This is a genomic window from Winogradskyella aquimaris (assembly GCF_042676105.1).
GTDB classification, from domain to species: domain Bacteria; phylum Bacteroidota; class Bacteroidia; order Flavobacteriales; family Flavobacteriaceae; genus Winogradskyella; species Winogradskyella aquimaris.
The window spans coordinates 280,404-298,725 of the sequence record NZ_JBHTJQ010000002.1 but is presented as its reverse complement, the minus strand read 5'-3'; the positions used below and the strand labels follow the sequence as shown (position 1 = coordinate 298,725).

Below are 18,322 nucleotides of genomic sequence, written 5' to 3'. Positions count from 1 at the left end.
ATAATAATTAATGCTCAGAGAAAACCAAAGACGCTTTAAATTTGACTGGATTACGATTATCCTCTTCCTTTTATTGGTTGGTTTTGGTTACGTAAATATTCTTTCCGCCTCTCATGATGGTGAGGTAACGAGCTACTTAAATATGTCCGAACTTTATGGAAAACAACTTGTATTTATTGGTCTAACTTTTGTCATTATTGTTTTAATTCTATCCCTCGAAGCCAAGTTTTATGAACGGTTTTCAAGTATCATATACGTAGTGGCAATTTTATCTTTAGTTGGTTTGTTCATCTTTGGTAAGGATGTTAATGGCGCACGCTCATGGTATGGTATTGGAAGCATGACCATTCAACCAAGTGAGTTTGCTAAATTCGCTACAGCGTTGGCCGTCGCCAAATATATTAGCGACTTGCAAACAAACATGAAAACTTTAAAAGACCAAATTCGCGTTGCGGCAATCATTTTTATACCGGCACTGCTTATTTTACTTCAAAATGATGCTGGGAGTACCATCGTATATTTTGCATTCTTTTTTGTTTTTTATAGGGAAGGCTTACAGCAGATCTATTTAATCGTCGCCATATCACTTATCCTTCTAGCCGTACTTTCATTAAAATTTGGAATTGTAATAACCGCTGCACTTACAACCTTGGTCCTCACCATTCGCTATTTCATGAGACAAAAAAAACGTGCATCTTTGATTCAGTATGTCACGGTACTATTAATGGCCGTTGGCTTTGCTTATGGCGTAAAGCTTTTTTATGATCACGGATTGAAAATACATCAGCAAAATAGAATTAGTTTATGGTTACGTTTAGAAAAAGATCCTATTAAACTTGAAAAAATGAGGAAAGCCGAAGCTTACAATCTTATCCAATCTGAAGAGGCTATAAGCTCTGGTGGACTTACAGGCAAAGGTTTTCTTGAAGGGACAAGAACTACCGGAAAGTTTGTTCCAGAACAGGAAACAGATTATATTTTTAGTACTGTTGGTGAAGAATGGGGTTTTCTTGGCAGTAGTGCCGTTGTACTGTTATTTGTTTTTCTAATTATTAGGATTTTATACTTAGCCGAAGCCCAAAAATCACAGTTTAGCCGCGTTTACGGTTATGGTGTAGCCTCTATTCTATTTGTGCACTTCACAATTAATATAGGAATGGTTATGGGTTTAATACCCACTGTAGGCATACCGCTCCCCTTCTTTAGTTATGGTGGCTCAGGACTCTGGGGCTTTACCATCTTACTTTTCATTTTTGTAAAGTTAGATAGTAATAAAATAAATGAATGGTAAAAAAAAGCAGCTATTTTGTAATAGCCGCTTTTTCACTAAAATTTTATCCTAATTAATTTAAGCTTTCTAAGCTTGCTTTAATGGTTTCGATTTTTGCCAGGGCATCTGCCTCCTTTTTCTTTTCGGAAGCCACAACTTGTTCTGGAGCATTATTTACAAAGCGTTCATTCGACAACTTTTTCTGCACCGATTTTAAAAATCCTTGAGTATAATTTAATTCTTCCGTTAGCTTTTTAATTTCAGCCTCAACATCAATACTTCCTTCTATTGGGATGAAGTACTCATTAGACTTTACTCTAAAAGTTAATGCACCATCTACAGGTTCTTTTACATAATCAAAGTGCTTTAGATTTCCCATTTTTACGATAACCTCATCAAAAGTTGAAGCCGTATTTTCGTTGTTTACAACTGAAAAACTAATCGCATCCTTAAAGGCGATATTTTTTTGCTTTCTAATATTTCTAATGCCTGAAATAACTTCTGACGCAAAATCGAATTCCGAAATCAAGGTTTCATTAATCGCCTTTTTATCTGGCCATCTTGAAACAATCAAGGCTTGTTCTGGTGAACGCTCATCAATATATTGCCAAATTTCTTCGGTTAAAAATGGCATAAACGGATGAAGAATTTTTAAGTTGCTTTCAAACAATCTAATAATATCGTCATAGGTTTCCTTATCAATTGGTTTTTGATAAGCTGGTTTTATAATTTCCAATAACCAAGACGCAAAATCATCCCAAATCAATTTGTAAGTTGCCATTAAAGCATCACTAAGGCGATATTTGCTAAAGTGATTTTCTATCTCGTCAATCGTTTTTTGAAATTTAGACTCATACCACTCTAAAGCTATTGTACTAGATTTTGGTTGTTCAATGCTTGCATCCACTTCCCATCCTTTAATTAATCTAAAGGCATTCCATATTTTATTCGCAAACTGTTTTCCTTGCTGACACAGGTCTTCATCAAACAACAAATCATTACCAGCTGCAGAACTCAACAACAACCCAACTCGTACCCCATCAGCGCCATACTGTTCAATTAATTTTAAGGCATCAGGCGAATTACCAAGCGACTTGGACATTTTACGCCTTTGCTTATCTCTAACTAAACCTGTTAGATATACATTTTCAAATGGCCGTTCCCCTCTGTATTCATAACCAGCCACAATCATACGTGCTACCCAGAAGAATAAAATATCTGGACCAGTGACCAAATCGTTAGTTGGATAGTAGTAGTTGATATCTTCATTTTCAGGATTACGAATTCCGTCAAAAACGCTTATCGGCCATAACCAAGAAGAAAACCAGGTGTCTAAGGCATCAGTTTCCTGACGCAGATCATTAGCTGCTAGGTGTTGGTTGTTAGTCTTAGTCTTAGCCAATTCAAGTGCCTCATTGATGTTTTCAGCAACTACAAAATCTTCTTTTCCGTCACCATAATAGTAAGCAGGAATTTGCTGTCCCCATAAGAGTTGGCGAGATATATTCCAATCCCTGATGTTTTCCATCCAATGACGATACGTGTTTTCAAACTTTTTTGGAAACAATTTGACCTCACCGTTTTTAAGAACAGCATCTAAAGCAGGTTTTGCCAAATCTGTCATTTTTAAAAACCATTGATCGCTTAAACGTGGTTCTATTATGGCTTTGGTACGCTCTGAGATACCGACACGATTGGTGTAATCTTCAATTTTTTCTATATGACCTAAGTCCTGTAATTCCTTAACAATGGCCTTTCGTACTGCAAAACGGTCTTGACCTTCATAATGCAATCCATAACTGTTCAATGTCGCATCTTCATTAAAGATGTCAATAATTTCTAAGTCATGTTTATCACCTAGGACTTTATCGTTTTCATCATGCGCAGGTGTAACTTTTAAGCATCCTGTACCAAATTCTACATCAACATAATCATCTTCAATAATTGGAATTACGCGATTGCAAATTGGAACTATAGCTTTTTTGCCCTTAAGGTCTTGATGTCTAGGATCTTCAGGATTGATGCAAATTGCTGAGTCTCCTAAAATAGTTTCAGGTCGCGTCGTAGCAATAGTTAAGGTTTTGTCGGAATCTTCTATTTTATATTTTACGTAGTAAAGCTTGCCTTGTTTTTCAACGTACTCTACCTCCTCATCTGAAAGGGTTGTTTTAGCATCAGGATCCCAATTGACCATTCGGTATCCTCTATATATCAAGCCCTTATTATACAAATCAACAAATACTTTGATTACAGCTTCAGACATATCGTCATCCATCGTAAACTTGGTTCTATCCCAATCGCAAGAACACCCCAGTTTTTTCAATTGTTCTAATATTACACCACCATACTCGTGCGTCCAATCCCAAGCATATTTCAAAAATTCATCTCGAGTTAAATCATTCTTATCAATACCTTCTGCCTTTAATTTGGCTACCACTTTAGCCTCAGTTGCAATAGAAGCATGATCTGTCCCAGGTACCCAACAGGCATTTTTCCCTAATAATCTTGCACGGCGTATGAGTACATCCTGAATGGTATTATTCAACATATGACCCATATGCAAAATTCCCGTTACATTTGGTGGTGGAATTACTATAGTATAAGGTTCTCTTACATCTGGTGTAGAATGAAAAAAATTATGCTTCATCCAGTAGTCATACCACTTCTTCTCTACTGACAATGCATTATATTTTGATGGAATTTCCATGTTTTGGTATTGTTTTTGCTAAGTAACTGACAAAAGTACTTATATTTCTTTTTTTGAAAAATTATTAGACTGTTTTATATAGTTATAAGCGTTTGAATTTTGTTAAATAGCATGTTATACATCTAATTAATTTTGAGGAGAGTAAAAAAGTAAGTAGTTTTGGTAATATCAATTTAAAACTTAAATGATGAAAAATTTAATAGCAATTCTATTTGTAGGCTTAATTGGCTTCGGTGCTTCTGCTCAGGATAAGAAAGTAGCTAAGATAGAGTTTAAGACCACCGTTATTGATTATGGAACGATTGAAAAGGGTTCTGATGGGGTAAGAACATTTGAATTTACAAACACTGGAAACGCACCATTAGTAATTTCTAATGTAAAATCAACCTGTGGTTGTACAGTACCAAAAAAACCAAAAGAGCCAATCATGCCTGGCGAAACCGGTGAGATTGAAGTAAAATACGATACTAATAGAGTTAATCCTATTAGAAAAACAATTACTGTTTATTCTAATGCTGAAACTCCAACCGTTGCACTTAAAATTAAGGGTTTAGTTGTAGATCCTAGTAAGACGAGTGTTTTAGAAAAGAAAGAAAAGAGTATGATTGAGCAATAAGCTCAAGGTAAATTCAATAAATTAGTGAGCCTTCAATTTGAAGGCTCATTTTTTTTAAAGGCATTATCTAATTTAAATCTGAAGATTTTTACTTTACCATAACGTTCAATTTTTAACCTAACTGATCGCCCAGTGTCACCATGTAAAATCTCATTGATCTGATTTAATTTAAGATTATAAACTTCCCTACCATTAATAGCCAATAAAATATCACCTACGCGAAGACCAGCAGCAAAAGCGTTAGAAGATTTGCGCAGCTCAACTACTTTGTACATTGGCTTGAGTAACATTCTGTGACTGATAGAGAGGTCAATTTTTACAGCATTTGGATTATGGCTCTTAGTATAGCCATCACTTGAAGGAAGTTTTATACGTTCGTTTACAAACATAGTACCATTATGCTCTAGAACGATGCCACTGTTATTGTATGTAAAAGGCTTTTTGAAATAGCTATTCTTCTTAAGATATAACATTTCATTACCATAATCCACAAACATATTGTAACGCTTAAGAATATCACCACCAATACTACCATTTCGGTCTTTATAAATCTTACTGATATCTATGGACGAAGAATCTGGATAAGCAACATTCACATTATCTAAACTAAAATCACTTATCCTAAAATTCTTTATTTTAGATCGTTTACCATAAACAGACCCACTAAGCCCTTTACCCAGATAGTCCATAAAAAATAATGAGTCGTTGGGCAAAATACCCTTCTCTTTATTTTCAAACAGCCACAAAGCATCACTACTACCTGTATCCATAAGTAGTTTTACGGATTCAACATTACTTTTCAATACTACCTGCCCATCTAAATATGGTTTTTTCCTGTAGATTTCAATTGGAATTTGTTTCCATTTTTTTGATTTTTTTGGTCTAAACGTTTCGGGTTTATGTAATCTTAAAAATTTGGATGCATAATTAATTTCAACAACAAAATCTTTAAAAACATCATAACCTATAATGCCATTGACTACAATTCCCAATCGAGGTGTGAAGTTAATAGTAGAATCAAAAACAACGTATAAATCCTGATTATTTCCAACAGCATCTCCAAGTCTAAATCGATTATAACTAGATTTTAGAGCCTCAATTTTGCCTTCTGCACCCAAACCATGCAGATAAAATGTTTTTGTGTTTTTTAAATCAAGTGAATCATTATGCGAAAGGTTAAATAAAATAGGTTTACTTACACCTGTATCCAATACAAAAGAAAGCTCAACACCATTTATTTCTAACGGAATTATGATAAGGTTAGCTGCAAATTCAAATTTTATTTTTTGACTGACCTTGTCTTTCAAAAAAAATTGACCCTGAGCAATGGAAAGACTACTACTCAATACTAAAAGAAGTAAAATGATATGCTTATTTAGTCTATTCAATGAGGCCTTGTTTTAAATGAATTTACAAATCTTTATTAAACTATGTCTTTTTCAATACTATTTTTACATAAACTTTAAGAAATTTCGGAACTTAGCACCTTTAAAAATTTTATCATGCCAAAGATTTCTGAAAAAGGCATCAATATGCCAGAATCGCCAATTAGAAAATTGGTTCCATATGCCGAAGAAGCACACAAAAAAGGAAAGACCGTATATTACCTTAACATTGGTCAACCAGATATTAAGACTCCAACCATTGCGTTAGATGCCGTTAAAGTGCACTCGCTTGATATCCTTGCCTATTCAAGATCTGAAGGGTCTGAAGAGTATAGAAAGAAAATTGCAAAGTATTATTTAAAAAATAATATTGAAGTAGAGCACGATGACATCATTGTTACGACAGGAGGTAGTGAGGCCTTGCTTTTTGCCTTCGGTAGTATCATGGACGAAGAAGATGAAATTATTATTCCGGAACCATTTTATGCTAATTATAATGGTTTTTCTACGGCTTCCAGTATCAAAGTAGTTCCTGTAATCTCTAAAATAGAGGATAACTTTGCCTTGCCACCAATAGAAGAGTTTGAAAAATTAATAACCCCAAAAACCAAAGCTATTCTTATTTGCAATCCTGGTAATCCAACTGGTTATCTTTACTCTAAAGAGGAAATCAATAAGTTAGCAACAATCGTAAAGAAACATGATTTGTTTTTAATTGCAGATGAGGTGTACAGAGAGTTTGTTTACGATGGCATTGAGCATTATTCCATTTTACAAGAACCAGGACTGGAGGACCACGCCATTGTTATAGACTCTGTTTCTAAACGCTACAGTATGTGTGGTGCACGTATTGGTTATTTGGTTTCTAAAAATAGAGAGGTCATAAAAACAGCATTAAAATTTGCTCAGGCAAGATTAAGCCCACCAACTTTAGCTCAGATAGCAAGTGAGGCTGCTCTAGAAACCCCTCAAAGCTATTTTGACGACGTCAAAGCAGAATATGTAAAACGAAGAAATATATTAATTGAAGGTTTAGAAAATATTCCAGGGGTAAAAGTGGCCAAGCCAAATGGTGCCTTTTATTGTATTGCAGAATTACCCGTAAAGAACTCAGACGACTTTGCACGTTGGTTATTAGAATCCTTTGAATACGAAAACAGCACGGTTATGGTAGCACCTGCTGCAGGATTTTATTCCACACCAGGAGTTGGACGCAATCAAATTAGAATTGCGTATGTCTTAAATGAAAACAGTCTTAAAATAGCTATTAAAATTTTAGAAGAAGCCTTAAAAGTTTACAAAGACTAATGCTTATAGAACACAATGTTTCACTACAACCTTATAACACCTTTGGCATTCATGCCAGAGCAACATCGTACTGTAATATTACAAACGAAACAACGCTAATTGATGTCTTAAAAAATGAGAAAGACCAAGCGTTATTTGTTCTAGGTGGTGGCAGTAATATGTTACTGACCAAAGATATTAATGCCTTAGTCCTTCACATTAACCTAAAAGGCATAGAAATTATAAAAGATATAGATGACAGCGTTTTTGTTAAGGCAATGGCAGGCGAAAACTGGCATCAGTTTGTATTATGGTGTTTAGAACACAACTATGGTGGCATTGAAAATTTATCATTAATTCCTGGTAATGTAGGCACCTCTCCTATTCAAAATATTGGTGCCTATGGTACCGAGCTTAAGGATGTCTTTGAAAATTGCGAGGCTATTAATATCTCGAATCAAGAAAAAAGGATATTCAAAAAAGAGGATTGCAAATTTGGCTATAGAGAATCCATATTTAAACAAGATCTCAAAGGTAAATATATTATTACAAGTGTTACGTTTAGATTAAGTAAAAACAACCATAAACTTCACACAAACTATGGTGCCATACAAGAACATCTTAGTGCATTGGGCATAAAAAACCCTACGATAAAGGATGTCTCTAATGCAGTGATTGCCATTAGACAAAGTAAATTACCTGATCCAAAGGATATTGGCAATAGTGGGAGTTTTTTTAAAAACCCTGTGATTTCTATTAGTCAGTTTGAACAATTACAAACCAATTTCCCTGAAGTACCTTTCTATAAAGTTTCTGATACTTTAGTAAAAGTACCTGCGGGATGGCTTATTGAACAAGCTGGATTTAAAGGGAAGCGATTTAAAAATTATGGTGTACACAATAAACAGGCCTTAGTTTTGGTTAATTATGGTGATGCCAAAGGCAGTGATATTAAAAAGTTGGCTAAATTAATCCAGAACACCGTAGAACGATTGTTCAACATAAGTATAGAAACAGAAGTGAATATTATTTAAAAAACAAAAGCCGCAATTTTCATTACGACTTTTGAATATAGAATAACCTTGTGTTTATGCTATTAACCAATCTCTGAAAAGATGATTATTCTAATTTTATGATAAATACCTATATCGCTGTATTTAAGTATATTTACGTCTATTAATCCCTTTTGGATGTTTTAAAAATCAAATAAACAAGATTTTAACATTTTGAGTATCACACCAACCGAGCAGAAAATAATCGAACTATTAGACAATGGCGATAAACACGCCTTGGACTTGTTGTACGAAAATTATTCTAATAGCCTTTATGGGGTTATTTTAAAAATAACCATAAACGAAGAAATTGCTCAAGATGCCTTGCAGGAAACTTTTATTAAAGTTTGGAAAAATGCGCACAAATACGATTCCAGTAAGGCCAAATTATTTACTTGGTTGTTCAGAATTGCAAGAAATACAGCTATAGATAAATTACGAAGTTTTAATAATCGATATCATAAAGAAGTCCAAATCGATAAATCAAACGTATATATCTTACCTTCAAGTAATTTAAACCAAGATGTCTTGGATATTAAAGAGCATGTTGGACGACTCGATAAAAAGTATCAAATTGTGTTAGAAGCCTTGTTTTTTCAAGGTATGACGCAACAAGAAGCAAGCGACGAACTAAACATTCCGTTAGGTACCATAAAATCGAGATTAAAAATTGGATTACGAGAACTTAAAAAAGTTTATGATCCAGAATAGCATTAATTATGGAAACAAAATTACATACCTTTTTAAATTCGGACCTACTAAATAAATACTTAGTAGGCGAAACTTCCCAAAAAGAAACTGAGGAAGTAGAGTTTTTTATTCGTAATTATCCTAAAGCCAAAGAAGCTTACGAAAAGCTACAGAATAATCTAGAAATCATTGCTAAGGCAGGTGCTGTTGATGTTCCTAAACATATCTTAGGAAACATATTAGAAGCACTGGATGACACCAACAACACTAAGGTTATTCAGTTAGTACAACACGAAAAGACCTCATGGTTTAGCATTGCGGCAACGGCTGCTGCGGTTTTATTTGCAGCTTCAACCTTCTTCCTTTACCAAAAAAATCAGATTTTGTTAGATGAAAATAATGTGGTGATTGATGAGATTTATGACCTGAGAAGCGATATAGCAAAGAACAATGCTATGTTGTCCGAGCTATCGGTAGAGCTAAACAGATTGAACGATCCTGATGCCAGAAAATATATCATTAATGGTAATGATAGAGCGAAGGACCTTAAGACAGTAGCCTACATTAATCCCGTGGAGAAAACGTCGATGATAGATGTTGTTAAACTGCCTGAGCTACCTGAGGATCAGCATTATCAGATTTGGGCTGAGTTACAAGACAGAATGGTTAATTTAGGAATTTTGGACGAGTCTGACCGTAAATTGAAGCAAATCCCATACATGGAAGACGCTTTAGCTTTGAGTATTAAAATTGGTAAGGATGGTGACAAAGCCAACGAAAATAATACGGAAGTAGCAGAAATTTCTCTAAAGAATAACTAAAATTAGATTCCATAAATATATAAAGAGACATGAATCATGTCTCTTTTTTGTTTAAGGTTTTGCCAAATCAATTTTGGATAAAAAACTACATAATATTAATCCACCAAATTTATTTGAAAGCCTTATCTTTGCACCAAACTTTAAAGCAAAATGAAATTATTACTTCTTACTTTAGGAATGTTAGCTGTAGCTTTTGCCGGAATTGCCATAAAAATTTGGGCAAAAAAAGATGGTGAATTTGCTGGTACATGTGCAAGCCAAAATCCTATGTTAAATAAAGAAGGTGAAGCTTGTGGATTTTGCGGAAAAACTCCAGATCAATTCAAAAACTGTACTGAACCTCAACACTCTTAGGTTTTAATGAGTCTTGCTACTGCACTATTCATAACTTTTATAGTTGTTGTTAGTATTCAAGCTATTTATTATACAGTCTTTCTTTACGCTTTTTCTGGAAAGCCCGCTCAAACCAAATTTAAAAAGCACATACCACTTACCGTAATTATTTGTGCTAAGAACGAAGCTAAAAATTTAAAGAATAATCTTCCTGCTATCCTTGAGCAGGATTATTCAAATTTTGAGGTAGTGTTGGTCAATGATGGCTCTAGTGACAAAACCTTAAAAGTCATGAAGACCTTTGAAGCCTCTCATAGCAATATCAAAATAGTAGATGTTAAAACCATTGAAACATTCTGGGGTAATAAAAAGTATGCCTTAACTCTAGGAATAAAAGCTTCAAGCAATGATTTTTTGGTTTTTACCGATGCTGATTGCAAACCCGCTACTAACAAATGGCTAGCGCATATAAGCAGCAAATTTTCTAATGAAAAAGCTATTGTTTTAGGTTATGGAGCCTATGCAAAAAAGAAGAGATCTTTCTTAAACGCACTAATTAGATTTGAAACGGTAATTACAGCACTGCAATATTTTTCATATGCTCAATTGGGTGTGCCATATATGGGCGTTGGAAGAAATATGGCCTATAGAAAAGAATTGTTTTTTAATAATAATGGTTTTAATAGCCATATGGCCTTAAAATCTGGTGATGACGATTTATTTATAAACCAAGTGGCCAAAAGTAAGAATACTGAAATATGCTATGAAAAGGATGCTTTTACCATTTCAGAGCCTAAGACTTCTTTTAAGGATTGGATTTTACAAAAGCGACGACATGTTAGTACCGCAAAATTTTATAAAACCAAGCACAAGGTCTTGCTAGCGCTTTTTTACATTTCTCAACTTTTATTTTGGATTATCAGTATTACACTACTCTTCTTGGCTTTTAAAACTCAATGGGTTGTTGTGCTTATCATATTTCGGTTTGTAATTCAACTTTTATGTTTTGGGTTTACAGCTAAAAAATTGGATGCTATGAATCTTTTAGTTCTCGCACCATTCTTAGAACTATTTTTAGTTAGCACACAATTAAGTATCTTTATAACTAATCTAATCTCTACACCAAAACATTGGAAATAAAAGAAGCCATTAGTAAAGCAAAACAAAACAACCAGGTGGCATTTAATTTTCTTTTAGACACATTTTGGAATGATGTTTATGCATTTCAGTTAAAACGTACTGAAAATGAAAATGATGCTGAAGATATTACCATCCAGACCTTTTCTAAAGCCTTTGATAAAATTGACACGTATGATGATAATTACAAATTTAAGACTTGGCTTATAACCATTTCAAAAAACATCCATATAGACTTAGTCAGAAAGCAAAAAAAAATCATTCAAAATACTTCTAAGGATAACAATGAGCACTATTTTGAGATTATAGATGACTCACCAACTCCAGAAGATAAAATTATCACAGAACAAAACCTTGCGAAACTCCTAAGGGATATAAAAAAGCTTAAGCCACACTATCAGAAAGTCATTAATTTAAGATATTTTCAAGAACTGAGTTATAAAGAGATTTCGGAAGAACTCAACGAACCCATCAATAATGTCAAAGTAAAACTGTTACGTGCCAAAAAGTTGCTTGCTGCAATTATTACTAAAACATGATGTTTTCTAACATTAAAAAATTAGGTCCAGGTTTACTTTTTGCGGGTGCAGCAATAGGTGTATCACATTTGGTACAATCTACAAGAGCTGGTGCAGATTTTGGTTTGGGTCTATTATGGGCATTATTTCTAGTCCATTTATTTAAGTATCCTTTTTTTCAATTTGGTCCGAGGTATGCTGCTGCCACTGGTGAGAGTTTACTAGAAGGCTATTATAAATTAGGTAAGCCTCTATTAACGGCCTACTTTATACTATCATTTGCAACCATGTTTACCATTCAAGCTGCTGTAACTATAGTCACAGCAGGACTAGCCCATTCCCTTTTTGGTGATATCTCTTTTTTAAATCTTGGAATTGAAAGTATTAGTAGTGTAGAAATCTGGACAATTATCCTAATAGCAATTTGCTTGTTAATTCTATTACTAGGAAAATACAATACCTTGGATAAGCTTATCAAAGTCATTATTGTTACACTAACGATAAGCACATTAGTTGCTGTCTATTTTGCATTTGTTGAGTTTGATCAAAACATCGTCTTCGACCAAGTACTACCAAACAATAGTATTGAAATTGCTTTTTTAATTGCCTTTATGGGATGGATGCCCGCACCTTTGGATATTTCTGTTTGGCACTCTATTTGGGCATTAGAAAAGAAGAAAGATGAAAATACCTTCACTTCAAAAAACGCATTATTGGATTTTAATATAGGCTTTTTTGGTGCTATCATATTAGGTGTGGCTTTTGTTTGTCTCGGCTATTTTGTGATGTATCACTCTGGTGACAGTTTTAGCGATAAAGCAGGTGAGTTTTCTAACCAACTTATAAAACTATATACAAACAGTCTAGGGGAATGGGCCAAAATTATCATCGGTATAGCAGCCTTCACAACCATGTTTAGCACCACCATAACTACACTAGATGCTTCACCAAGAGCCATGAATAGAAGCTTAGAAATTCTTTCAAAAAAATCCTTCAGGAATGGATACCTCTACTGGATCTTGATTTTAAGTTTAGGTACTATAATTATTTTTTTGGGTCTTGCTTCCGAAATGGGATTACTCATTAAAGTGGCAACCATTCTATCATTTGTAACAGCACCATTCTATGCAATTATTAATTATAGGCTACTCTGTAGTGAACAAACACCCAAGGAATGGAGACCTAGTTTAGGCTTACATATTTTATCTTGGTTGGGAATATTGTTTTTGGTGGGATTTAGTATCTGGTACCTAAGCACCCTGTAGATTCAATTTGTCCTTGATTTCATAATCAAAAAGAAAACTACAATCCATTATATTTTTTATACCATCTAATTTACTGAGCGTTCCAACAACCTCGCTTAACCCATTAAATAACACCTCCTGATTTTTATACAAGTCGGGTTTATGACAATAGGTCCTTCCTAAGCGATACCCACAACCTTCTAAAAAAGATGCTTCAATTTGAAGCAATTCGATTGGTGAATACCCATTGAATTTTCTTCCTAAATTTTGGTGCACTAAACCAACATAGTTTAGTTTGGTAGAACCATGCAAGTCTGTCATATGTCTCCAACTATCATTATTATCTAATATATTACCAACAGCACATTGCTTACAATCTTCCGGATTGAGTGTTCCCTCATGGAATGCTAGGTAAAGTTTTCGAACAGCGTTTTCAAATCTTTTGGACGTTTTCATAACATGTCATTTTCTTTTTCGACATTAAGATAATAAAATCTTATTTCATTTATATTCTATGATTAAAAATACTGCGGTGGTTTCCCCAATATTTAACACTTCATGAATAGATATTTTGTCCTTAGAAAAATTATAACCTTTTGGCACATCAACTTCTCTAGTACCTGAAGTATCCGTTATTCTGAATCTACCACCTGTTAACGTATAACCAAAATGTGGATTATGATAATGGTTCTCATGTCCAACATTTGGAGGAAACGTACATTTTAAAATTCGTGCCGATTTATTTTCCTCTACCACTTCACATACTTTTTTACCCTTCCAACCTGCTTGCAAAGGGTCTGGTAGCTTCTCCACAGATTTACAATTTAAAACCAAAAGACATGAAACTGCAAAAAACAGATTTCTTAAAACTATAGTAATCATAGCATTAAAGTTATATAAAATTGACCTATTATAACAGTTTACAAGTTTTTGTGATACAATAATTGTAAGATTTAAATAAGCATCTTTGTATCTTTGCGGTATGAGCAAAGCACTGACAACACAAGAGCTACACAACTTAGCAATGAACCATGTTGGTAAGGATTTAGAATCTCGTGGTTTTGAATTTATTGCCATAAACAGCACCTTAAAACGCCACCCTCAATTTGTATGCATTGATAAAAATAGCCAATACTACTTTGTGGTTGTAAGAGCTGTCATGTTACCCGAAAACCCTAACAATTATGACGTGGTTTGGATGGAAACCTTTAAAAAACACGCTTACGAAAAAAATGCAAAAGTCTTGTATGCCGGAGTTGGGCTTGGTAACCCTGAAGGTGAAGGTTTACCAATTTATCTTAATGAGGAATACCTTATAGAATATAATGGTATCCAAGTGATTGACATGAATTTAAATTAACATGAAGAACACATTACTCGCTTTAATCCTTATTCTTATTTTGTCTTGTAAGCCAGAACAAAAAAGAAACGACCTTATTAGGTTGTCAGGACCGGTTTTTGGAACAAGTTTCAATATTCAATATGCTGCCGATGAGAGCACAAACTATTCAAAGCAAATAGATAGTTTGTTCAATGCTGTAAACCAATCCTTATCAACTTACCAAATTGATTCAGATATTTCCAAGTTGAATCGGAATGAAATAAGTGAAGTCGATCATTATTTTGTTGAAGTCTTTAACACTTCCAAATTAATTTACAAAGAAACGAATGGTGTGTTTGACCCAACCATTGGCAATGTGGTTAATGCTTGGAATTTTGGTGCTGAAACCAATAAATTCTTAACAGATAGTACTACAATTGACAGCTTGATGCAGTATGTTGGTTTTAATAAAGTATCGCTCAAGGGCCATACTATTAATAAACCCGAGGCTACTTATTTAGAGTTTAATGCTATTGCTAAAGGTTATGGCGTAGATGTCATTGCTGAATTTTTGGGGTCAGAAAATATTACGGATTACTTAGTTGAAATTGGTGGAGAAATAAGAGTAAAAGGAAAAAACACGGAAAAAGACTCACACTGGAAAGTTGGCTTGGATGAACCTCGGTTTGATGGTGAACAATCGGTTTTTAAAGCATTAGAGTTAAGGGATGAAGCCATGGCCACATCTGGTACCTACAGAAAGTTTAAAGTTGATGAAAACGGGAACCGATATGCGCATATCATTAATACCAAAACAGGCTATCCAACAAAGACAAATATACTAAGCGTTTCTGTAATAGCACCAGATTGTATGACCGCCGATGGTTACGCCACCGCATTTCAGGCTATGGGACTAGAAAAGGTCACTGATTTCTTAACATCACATCCTGAACTTAAGGTTTACCTTATCTATGAAGACACTGACAAAACATTAAAAACTTTAAACCTGAACAGCTTTCCGGAATAATATTGAGTATCCTTTTTTATATCGAAGAGTTTTGTTATTAAATCCTAATTACTAATGAGATTTACTTTACCGGTTTCTAGATATAGCTTTCAAACTAAAAGGCCTTTAAAACTATAAGCAGCCATCCTGCAGCTAAAAGCAAACCGCCAATTGGAGTAATCGCGCCCAATAATCTGATTTTCTTTCCTTTGGCGGAACTTAAAACCAGACCGTAAATACTGAAAGAGAAGAATAGTATCCCTATAGAAAAACACCAATACATTGCAGAGGTTGAATATTCTGAATTCAACCCAAGTGTAAGTAGGACTATGGCGTGATACATTTGATACTTTACACCTGTCTCAAAACTTTTGAGTTGCTCTTCAGATAGGATTTTTTTTAAGGCATGTGCACCAAACGCACCTAAAAGAATAGCTAATAATCCAAAAATTGAACCTGTTATTATAAAGATATGCTGACCCATTTTAATCTATTTTTTAAACACCACAGGAATGATCTCTCCTTTAGCTAAACGGTATTTATCAGCATCAGATGGCGATAATGTTGCTGTGTAATCTACCTCTTCAACTGCAAAACCAATACTTCGCAGTTTATCAAAATAATCTCTACCATAAATACGCACATGATCATACTGCCCGAATATTTTAGCACGTTCCGCTTTATCGGTAATTGTGTCGTCTTCAAAAGTGGTTTCCCGTCTTAAATCCTGGGGTACTTGAAAAATTCCAAATCCGCCTACTTTCATCACACGATACAATTCTTGCATAGCTTTTGTATCATCAGAAATATGCTCCAAAACATGATTACAAAAGATAACGTCATAGGTATTATCCTCAAATGGAAGATTACAAATATCTGCTTTTACATCTGCAATTGGTGATATTAAATCGGTCGTGGTGTAGTTTATATTCTTCAGTTTTTTAAAGCGTTTTAAAAAGCATTGCTCTGGGGCAAAATGAAGCACGTTATAGCTACCTGAAAAGAAATCGGTTTTATTTTTTAAGTACAACCAAAATAAACGATGCCGCTCTAGCGACAATGTTGATGGAGACAACACATTTGGCCGTTGCTTACCATACCCATAAGGTAAAAATGTTCTAAAGCCCTTACCATCTATGGGATCTACATACTTATTGCCTTTTAAAAAAAAAGCTAAGAGGGGTCTAATGACATAACTTAACCTAATCAATATAGGTCTTGGTAAAAGATTTAGAAAAAATTTAAAAACTGTTTTCATTAGCTATTTTACCTCTCCAATAGCTTTATGTTTTATAATGGAGTTATAAATACCATCCCAAAGTGCAATTCTGTGCTGTAATGCCAACTTTGAAACTTCCAAAACTTCTTCCCATTTCCTAGCATCACTGCCACATAGTGCCACAATCATCCTTAAAGCCAGAGGGCCATGTTCATCACCATCTAATTCAATATGTCTGTTGAGGTAATATGTTAATTTACTAAATGATTTTTCCTTACTTTTAGAGTGATTAATGATTTGAAAAAACATATCTGGTATAACATCCTCTCTTCCAAAGGTAAATGCCGCTGCTATTTTATGGCTTTCGTTAGACTCTATAACTGAAAAAGTATACTTAACAAATTCTATAGTCTGTTGGTTTATTTCAACTTTATGTAATGCTTCAGTTATATCTTGTTTTTGTTTTACATCATCCAAAAAAAGCTCTATCGCTTTTGTTTCAGCTCCAATTTGTCTCATAGCATCGAGATACATTTCGAAATGACTCATAGGCTCACCTAACTCATTCACATCACTTTCCTCGTCTAAAACAATTTCATTGATGAAGCGTGCTATTTCAGGATTAGCAACTGGCATCCAAGGTGTAGAGGTATTCGTTAAATTCCTTTGTAAGGACTTAAGTAAAGACATAAAATCCCAGACCGCGAAAACATGTTCTTGCATAAACGTTTTTATGTCTTCTACAGTCGTTAAAACCTCATATAACTTATGGTGTTTTAACTCTTCACGCCATAAACTTAATTCATGTTCTAACTGTTTAACATCCATTGATATCTTTTTAAATTATAAGAGCATTTTGTCTAAATCTGTCTTCTTCATCAGATGATATTCCCAATGCCTCATGCACATAAGCAAATGTGGATAAAATCTCTGGCTTTCCATCTACAATGGCAACATCGTGTTCAAAGTGCACACTTGGTTTACCATCTTGAGTAACAATGGTCCAGCCATCCTTCAGTTGTTTTACTTTATGGGTTCCCATGTTAATCATAGGCTCAATAGCTACCACCATACCTTCTACAAACTTCTTGCCGCGACCTCTTCTTCCATAGTTTGGCATTTCTGGGTCTTCATGCATTTTGCGACCAATACCATGCCCAACCAGCTCTCTCACTACACCATAACCCTGGGCTTCACAATATTGTTGTATAGCATAGCCAACATCCCCAACACGATTCCCAACTCTCAATTGTTCTATACCTACGTATAATGACTCCTTAGTGGTTTTAATTAATTTCTTAGTAGCGTCTTCAACATTACCAATCTCAAAAGTATAGGCATGATCTCCATAAAACCCATTCATCAGGGCACCGCAATCGACCGAGACAATATCACCGTTTTTTAATGGAACATCAGTAGGCAATCCATGAACTACAGCCTCATTCACACTACATAAAAGTGTTGATGGGCAATCGTACAAACCTTTAAAACCTGGCAAAGCACCATGATCTCTTATAAATTCCTCTGCAATAGTATCTAAATAATTGGTCGTAACACCTTCTTTTATCTCTTTAGCAAGCATACCTAAGGTCTTAGATACAATAAGCGCACTTTGGCGCATCAACTCAATTTCTTCCTTGGTTTTTACAATAATCATGGTCTTCTAAATTAAGGTGCAAAGATAGCTAATTATAACAATTAAATAATTTTTGTAAA

The 18,322-nt window shown here is 34.4% G+C and carries 20 protein-coding genes; 12 read left to right on the top strand and 8 right to left on the bottom strand.

All coding sequences use genetic code 11. The features are described 5' to 3' along the window. The first annotated feature begins 10 nt into the window (after window positions 1-10). On the top strand, window positions 11-1,291 hold the full coding sequence (gene rodA, locus ACFQ1K_RS01885) for a rod shape-determining protein RodA (RefSeq protein WP_320555355.1): 1,281 nt from the start codon (window positions 11-13) through the stop codon (window positions 1,289-1,291). A 52-nt stretch (window positions 1,292-1,343) separates the two neighbouring features. Here the strand turns inward: rodA and ACFQ1K_RS01880 are convergent, their stop codons facing one another. Then, complete coding sequence (locus ACFQ1K_RS01880; RefSeq protein WP_320555356.1) at window positions 1,344-3,977, bottom strand: valine--tRNA ligase; 2,634 nt, start codon at window positions 3,975-3,977, stop codon at window positions 1,344-1,346. A gap of 187 nt (window positions 3,978-4,164) precedes the next feature. Between ACFQ1K_RS01880 and ACFQ1K_RS01875 the strand changes: the two genes are divergently transcribed. After that, window positions 4,165-4,593 (top strand): DUF1573 domain-containing protein, encoded by a 429-nt coding sequence (locus tag ACFQ1K_RS01875; protein WP_320555473.1) that lies wholly within the window; start codon window positions 4,165-4,167, stop codon window positions 4,591-4,593. 32 nt (window positions 4,594-4,625) lie between these two features. Here the strand turns inward: ACFQ1K_RS01875 and ACFQ1K_RS01870 are convergent, their stop codons facing one another. Then, window positions 4,626-5,981, bottom strand: coding sequence for a retropepsin-like aspartic protease (locus ACFQ1K_RS01870; protein ID WP_320555357.1), 1,356 nt, complete (start codon window positions 5,979-5,981; stop codon window positions 4,626-4,628). Window positions 5,982-6,095: 114 nt separating this feature from the next. Here ACFQ1K_RS01870 and ACFQ1K_RS01865 point away from each other — a divergent pair, with 114 nt between their 5' ends. The 8 genes from ACFQ1K_RS01865 to ACFQ1K_RS01830 all read left to right on the top strand — a co-directional run bounded on the left by ACFQ1K_RS01865 (window position 6,096) and on the right by ACFQ1K_RS01830 (window position 13,081). Beyond that, window positions 6,096-7,286, top strand: coding sequence for a pyridoxal phosphate-dependent aminotransferase (locus tag ACFQ1K_RS01865; RefSeq protein ID WP_320555358.1), 1,191 nt, complete (start codon window positions 6,096-6,098; stop codon window positions 7,284-7,286). Next, the gene (gene murB, locus ACFQ1K_RS01860) at window positions 7,286-8,299 is read left to right on the top strand and encodes a UDP-N-acetylmuramate dehydrogenase (protein ID WP_320555359.1); all 1,014 of its coding nucleotides are present in this window, start codon (window positions 7,286-7,288) and stop codon (window positions 8,297-8,299) included. The genes ACFQ1K_RS01865 and murB overlap by 1 nt, the downstream gene beginning before the upstream one ends. A gap of 192 nt (window positions 8,300-8,491) precedes the next feature. Next, entirely contained in the window at window positions 8,492-9,028 is a 537-nt protein-coding gene (locus ACFQ1K_RS01855) for an RNA polymerase sigma factor (RefSeq protein WP_320555360.1), read from the top strand. Window positions 9,029-9,036: 8 nt separating this feature from the next. Then, window positions 9,037-9,828, top strand: coding sequence for an anti-sigma factor (locus tag ACFQ1K_RS01850; RefSeq protein WP_320555361.1), 792 nt, complete (start codon window positions 9,037-9,039; stop codon window positions 9,826-9,828). Window positions 9,829-9,978: 150 nt separating this feature from the next. Beyond that, window positions 9,979-10,182, top strand: a complete 204-nt coding sequence (locus ACFQ1K_RS01845) for a membrane or secreted protein (protein ID WP_320555362.1) — start codon at window positions 9,979-9,981, stop codon at window positions 10,180-10,182. Window positions 10,183-10,188: 6 nt separating this feature from the next. Then, window positions 10,189-11,301 carry a glycosyltransferase gene (locus ACFQ1K_RS01840; protein ID WP_320555363.1) on the top strand — a complete coding sequence of 371 codons (1,113 nt, stop codon included), beginning with the start codon at window positions 10,189-10,191 and terminating at the stop codon, window positions 11,299-11,301. After that, window positions 11,292-11,837, top strand: coding sequence for an RNA polymerase sigma factor (locus ACFQ1K_RS01835; protein WP_320555364.1), 546 nt, complete (start codon window positions 11,292-11,294; stop codon window positions 11,835-11,837). Before ACFQ1K_RS01840 ends, ACFQ1K_RS01835 begins: the two co-directional genes overlap by 10 nt. Further along, window positions 11,834-13,081, top strand: coding sequence for an NRAMP family divalent metal transporter (locus ACFQ1K_RS01830; protein ID WP_320555365.1), 1,248 nt, complete (start codon window positions 11,834-11,836; stop codon window positions 13,079-13,081). The genes ACFQ1K_RS01835 and ACFQ1K_RS01830 overlap by 4 nt, the downstream gene beginning before the upstream one ends. On the opposite strand, the gene ACFQ1K_RS01825 is transcribed toward ACFQ1K_RS01830, so the two are convergent. Both ACFQ1K_RS01825 and ACFQ1K_RS01820 read right to left on the bottom strand, forming a co-directional pair. Next, window positions 13,067-13,516, bottom strand: coding sequence for a Na(+)-translocating NADH-quinone reductase subunit F (locus ACFQ1K_RS01825; protein ID WP_320555366.1), 450 nt, complete (start codon window positions 13,514-13,516; stop codon window positions 13,067-13,069). The two genes, ACFQ1K_RS01830 and ACFQ1K_RS01825, sit on opposite strands and share 15 nt — an antisense overlap. A gap of 45 nt (window positions 13,517-13,561) precedes the next feature. Beyond that, on the bottom strand, window positions 13,562-13,942 hold the full coding sequence (locus tag ACFQ1K_RS01820) for a cupin domain-containing protein (RefSeq protein ID WP_320555367.1): 381 nt from the start codon (window positions 13,940-13,942) through the stop codon (window positions 13,562-13,564). A 100-nt stretch (window positions 13,943-14,042) separates the two neighbouring features. Here ACFQ1K_RS01820 and ACFQ1K_RS01815 point away from each other — a divergent pair, with 100 nt between their 5' ends. Then, on the top strand, window positions 14,043-14,420 hold the full coding sequence (locus ACFQ1K_RS01815) for a Na(+)-translocating NADH-quinone reductase subunit F (protein ID WP_320555368.1): 378 nt from the start codon (window positions 14,043-14,045) through the stop codon (window positions 14,418-14,420). Window position 14,421: 1 nt separating this feature from the next. After that, window positions 14,422-15,408 carry an FAD:protein FMN transferase gene (locus tag ACFQ1K_RS01810; RefSeq protein WP_320555369.1) on the top strand — a complete coding sequence of 329 codons (987 nt, stop codon included), beginning with the start codon at window positions 14,422-14,424 and terminating at the stop codon, window positions 15,406-15,408. 94 nt (window positions 15,409-15,502) lie between these two features. Here ACFQ1K_RS01810 and ACFQ1K_RS01805 read toward each other — a convergent pair whose 3' ends face one another. From ACFQ1K_RS01805 to map, 4 genes are read right to left on the bottom strand one after another with little or no spacing between them, the layout of a single operon-like run. Further along, window positions 15,503-15,871 carry a DUF423 domain-containing protein gene (locus ACFQ1K_RS01805; RefSeq protein ID WP_320555370.1) on the bottom strand — a complete coding sequence of 123 codons (369 nt, stop codon included), beginning with the start codon at window positions 15,869-15,871 and terminating at the stop codon, window positions 15,503-15,505. A 6-nt stretch (window positions 15,872-15,877) separates the two neighbouring features. Continuing rightward, window positions 15,878-16,645 (bottom strand): class I SAM-dependent methyltransferase, encoded by a 768-nt coding sequence (locus ACFQ1K_RS01800; protein WP_320555371.1) that lies wholly within the window; start codon window positions 16,643-16,645, stop codon window positions 15,878-15,880. A 3-nt stretch (window positions 16,646-16,648) separates the two neighbouring features. After that, window positions 16,649-17,434 (bottom strand): DUF3050 domain-containing protein, encoded by a 786-nt coding sequence (locus tag ACFQ1K_RS01795; RefSeq protein WP_320555372.1) that lies wholly within the window; start codon window positions 17,432-17,434, stop codon window positions 16,649-16,651. Window positions 17,435-17,444: 10 nt separating this feature from the next. Then, on the bottom strand, window positions 17,445-18,263 hold the full coding sequence (gene map, locus ACFQ1K_RS01790; RefSeq protein ID WP_320555373.1) for a type I methionyl aminopeptidase: 819 nt from the start codon (window positions 18,261-18,263) through the stop codon (window positions 17,445-17,447). Window positions 18,264-18,322 lie beyond the last annotated feature (59 nt).